This is a genomic window from Dietzia sp. SYD-A1, assembly GCF_015356725.1.
GTDB lineage: Bacteria > Actinomycetota > Actinomycetes > Mycobacteriales > Mycobacteriaceae > Dietzia.
The window spans coordinates 1-4,534 of record NZ_JADDKI010000434.1; the positions used below are offsets into that span (position 1 = coordinate 1).

4 protein-coding genes are annotated in these 4,534 nt (G+C 71.2%); 3 read left to right on the top strand and 1 reads right to left on the bottom strand.

Annotation, left to right across the window (positions count from 1 at the left end; translation table 11 throughout):
• A partial coding sequence (locus tag IY392_RS15340) for a gamma-glutamylcyclotransferase family protein (RefSeq protein ID WP_194861670.1) occupies window positions 1–310 on the bottom strand: 310 nt, incomplete at its 3' end.
• Between the two features lie 152 nt (window positions 311–462).
• Here IY392_RS15340 and IY392_RS15345 point away from each other — a divergent pair.
• The 3 genes from IY392_RS15345 to IY392_RS15355 all read left to right on the top strand — a co-directional run.
• Window positions 463–1,869, top strand: a complete 1,407-nt coding sequence (locus tag IY392_RS15345; protein WP_107755914.1) for an NAD(P)H-quinone dehydrogenase — start codon at window positions 463–465, stop codon at window positions 1,867–1,869.
• A gap of 100 nt (window positions 1,870–1,969) precedes the next feature.
• The gene (locus IY392_RS15350; RefSeq protein ID WP_107755915.1) at window positions 1,970–2,995 is read left to right on the top strand and encodes an iron ABC transporter substrate-binding protein; all 1,026 of its coding nucleotides are present in this window, start codon (window positions 1,970–1,972) and stop codon (window positions 2,993–2,995) included.
• Between the two features lie 67 nt (window positions 2,996–3,062).
• A partial coding sequence (locus tag IY392_RS15355; RefSeq protein WP_194861671.1) for an iron ABC transporter permease occupies window positions 3,063–4,534 on the top strand: 1,472 nt, incomplete at its 3' end.

Consider the following 4,534-nt stretch of genomic DNA (forward strand, 5'->3'; position numbering starts at 1 on the left):
GGGGCCCGGGGGGGACGGCGGGACGGCGCTCCACCCGGACCCGGATCTTCCGGGCCGGCATCGAGTCCGTGCCCTCCCACCGGTCGAGGGCGCGGGCGTCGTCGTCGGGGACGTCGTAGAGCACCACGAACACCTTCGACTCCGGGTCCTCGACCACCGTGGCGACGGCGCCCTCCCATGTCGGGTCCTCGCCCGCGAAGGTCAGACGCCAGCCGTGCAGCCACGCGGTTCCGGCGAACGGTGAGTGCGGCGCGCGGGCGTTCATCTGTTCGGGATGCATGTTGGTCCCGTACGCGGCGTAGAGAGGCACGGCGACCAGAGTAGTCCCTCGGCCGGGTGTGGCCCCGGCGTCCTCCGGCCCCGTGCCGCCGGTTCGACTACCGTGTACGGCGGACGCGACGCGGTCCACCACAGTGGCCCGCGGCGCCCGGCCCCGACCCCGTGACCCGTGGAGGACCACCTGTGACGCAGCGCATCATCATCATCGGCGGCGGTCCCGCCGGTTACGAGGCCGCCCTGGTGGCCGCCCAGTACGGTGCGGATGTCACGATCGTGGACGCCGAGGGGATCGGCGGGAACTGCGTGCTCACCGACTGCGTGCCCTCCAAGACGTTCATCGCGACCACGGGCGTGCGCACGGACATGCGCCGCGCCGAGGAGATGGGCGTCGAGATGCACTTCGACCCCACCGCCTACCGGCTCGGCCAGGTCAACGGCCGGGTCAAGTCACTGGCCCGCGCCCAGTCCGCCGACATCAGGTCCCAGCTCCAGCGCGAGGGCGTGCGGCTGTTGTCGGGTACCGCGCGGCTGCACGATTCGCGGCCGGGAATGGCCTCGCACCGCGTGCTCGTGTCCCTGGACAACGGCCAGGAGAAGATCCTCGACGCGGACGTGGTGCTGATCGCCACCGGTTCCAATCCGCGCATCATCTCCGGCGCGGAGCCGGACGGGGAGCGGATCCTGACCTGGCGGCAGCTCTATGACCTCACCGAGCTCCCCTCGCATCTGGTGGTCGTGGGGTCCGGTGTGACCGGTGCCGAGTTCGTCTCCGCGTTCACGGAGATGGGCGTCAAGGTCACCATGGTCTCCAGCCGCGACCGCGTCCTGCCCCACGAGGACGCCGACGCGGCGCTGGTGCTGGAGGAGGCGCTCAGCGAGCGTGGCGTCGCTCTGGTCAAGCACGCCCGCGCGGACGCGGTCGAGCACCACGAGGACGGGATCATCGTCCGACTGGGCGACGGCCGGACCGTCAAGGGGTCGCATGCCCTGATGTGCGTGGGTTCGGTACCCAACACCGGTGACCTGGGATTGGAGAGCGCCGGCATCGAGGTCCAGCGCAGCGGGCACATCAAGGTCGACCGCGTCTCCCGCACCACCGCCGCCGGCATCTACGCCGCCGGGGACTGTACCGATCTGTTCCCCCTGGCCTCGGTGGCGGCGATGCAGGGTCGCATCGCGATGTACCACGCGCTGGGCGAAGGGGTCAGTCCCATCAAACTCCGCACCGTCGCATCGGCGGTCTTCACCCGACCCGAGATCGCCACCGTCGGCATCTCCCACGCGCAGATCGAGAGCGGGGAGGTCCCCGCCCGCGTCGAGGTGTACCCGCTGGCGGGCAACCCCCGCGCGAAGATGCGCAGCCTCCGCCGCGGTTTCGTGAAGCTCTTCTGCCGACCGGCCTCCGGGGTGGTGATCGGTGGGGTGATCGTGGCCCCCACCGCGTCCGAGCTCATCCTGCCCGTCTCCGTTGCCGTGCGGAATCAGCTCACAGTGGGCGACCTCGCCGGATCCTTCTCCGTCTACCCCTCGATGACCGGGTCGATCACGGAGGCCGCGCGCCAGCTCATGCGGCACGACGACCTGGACTGATCCGGGGCGGGTGGACCGGGGTGAAGCCTCGAATAAGTTTAGGCTAAGCTCACACCCGGTGTCGGCGACGCGGCACCGGGACTGTGAGGGAGGAACCCTGATGATGCGACGCCGCCTGGCCGCGCTCGCCGCCGTCGGTTCGCTGGTGGTGGGGCTGGCGGCCTGCACCACGGACGGTGCCGGAGACGATTCCGATGCGCTGGTGGTCTACTCGGGCCGCAGCGAGAACCTCGTCGGCCCGCTGCTGGCGCAGATCGGGGAGAGGACCGGTATCGACCTCGAGGTGCGGTACGCGAGCACCCCCGAGATGGCCGCCCAGATCGCGGAGGAGGGCCAGGCCAGCCCCGCCGACATCTTCTTCTCCCAGGACGCAGGTGCGCTCGGCGCCCTGTCCAAGGAGGGTCTGCTCGAGCCGCTCGACGAGGCGACGATCGCGCAGGTCCCCGCCCAGTACCGGGCGACCGACGGGACCTGGGTCGCGACGAGCCTGCGCGCCCGCGTGCTGGTCTATGACTCGGAGGTGCTCGAGGAGTCCGAGGTCCCGGACACCATCGACGCCCTCACCGAGCCCGAGTGGAGGGGCAAGGTCGGGTACGCCCCCACCAACGCCTCGTTCCAGTCCTTCGTCACCGGACTGCGGGTCGACCGCGGCGACGAGGCGGCCGAGCAGTGGCTCCGCGACTTCCTGGCCAACGAGCCGAAGACCTACGACAACAACGTGGCGCTCCTCGAGGCGGCCGACACCGGCGACGTCGAGCTCGGACTGACCAATCACTACTACTGGTACAACACCGCCCAGGAGAAGGGCGAGGAGAACATGCGGGCGCGGGTGCACTACCTGACCAAGGGCGATCCCGGTGCGCTGGTCAACGTGGCCGGCGTCGGTGTGCTCGCCTCGTCGGACCGCCAGGAGGACGCGCTCCGGGTGGTCCAGGAGCTCCTCGGGGAGCAGTCCCAGCTCTACTTCCTCGAGGAGGACAGCGAGTACCCGGTCGTGCCGGGCATCACCTCGGACGCCGTCGGTCTGCCCCCACTCGAGTCCCTCGGGGGGCCCGATATCGATCTCGGGGACCTGGACGGGCTCGAGCAGACCCAGCAGATGCTCACTCGCGTGGGCATGATCTGACGGTTCCGCCATAGACGCCCGTCCCCGTCTGCGTGGCGGCCGCCCCCTCCTCGGGGCGGCCGCCACTGTGGCGTGCTCCGCGGCCCTCATCCCGCTGGTCTATCTGTTCATCCGTGCGGGGGAACGTGGCCCGGCCTACGCCCTCGAGGTGGTCCGGTCCGGTCGGTCCGCCGAACTGCTGGTCAACACCGTCGTGCTGGTGGTGCTGGTCACCGCGGCGAGTGTGGTGGTGGGCGTGACCCTGGCGTGGCTGACGGTGAGGACGGATCTCCCCGGTGCGCCGCTGATCGGAGCGCTGCTCTGCGTGCCGCTCGCCATGCCGTCCTACGTCCTCGGCTACCTGTGGGTGGCGGACTTCCCACGGTTCCTCGGTCTGCCCGGGTCGGTCGTCGTGTTGACGATCTCGTGTTACCCGTACGTCTACCTCCCCGCCGCCGCGGCACTGCGGAGCGTCGACCCCGGTCTCGAGGAGGTCGCACGGACGCTGGGCCGCGGGTCGGTCAGGGCCGTGCTCGGTGTGACGTTGCGCCAGATCAGGCCCGCGGTCGCGGCCGGGGCGCTCCTGGTGGCCCTGTACACGCTCTCGGACTTCGGAGCGGTGGCCATGCTGCGGTTCGACGCGTTCACCGTCGGGATCTACCACAGCTACCGGGCCTCGTTCGACAGGGTGCCCGCGGCGGTCCTGGCCTGTGTGCTCATCCTGGTCGCGCTCGTGGTGATGGTGGGAGAGCGGCGGGCCCGACGGGGCGAGGTGGCGAGGGTCGGCGCCGGGGTGGACTCTCTCCCGGACCGCGTCCGGCTCGGACGGTTCATGCCGCCGGCGCTGCTGGTGGTGGGGGTGGTCCTGGCCGGCGGCGTTCTCGCCCCGCTCGTCGGCCTGGTCCGGTGGGTGCGGGCCGCCGCCGAGGTCGACGTCTCGTGGGATCCGGTCCTCTCGGCCGCGGCCACGACCGCGGGCGTGTCCGGCATCGCGGCGCTGGTGACGATCGTGCTGGCCCTTCCCATCGGGATCCTCGCGGCGCGGTCGGACGGCCCGCTCGCCCGGACCACCGAGGCGGTCGCCCAGATCGGTTTCGCCCTGCCCGGTATCACGGTCGGACTGGCCGTCGTGTTCGTGGGGATCCGATTGGTTCCCGGCCTGTACCAGCAGGTCCCCATGCTCGTGTTCGGATACGTGGTGCTGTTCCTCCCGCTCGCCGTGGGAGTGGTCCGGTCCGCGATCGGCGCGATACCGACCGCCCTCGAGGACGCCTCGGGGGCGCTGGGGTCGGGCCGGTTCCGGACCTTCGTCCGCGTGGTCGCGCCGCTGTCGATGCCGGGCGTCCTCGCCGGGGGGAGCCTGGTGTTCCTCAGCGTGGCCAAGGAACTCCCGGCGACCCTTCTACTCCGCCCCACGGGGACGCAGACCCTGGCCACCGCCATGTGGTCCCACACGGAGGTGGCGGCCTACTCGCAGGCCGCTCCCTACGCCGCGATGCTGGTGGCCGTGGCGGTGATCCCCGCCGTGGTGCTCGGCCGGTCCTTCGGGTGGGGTACGGG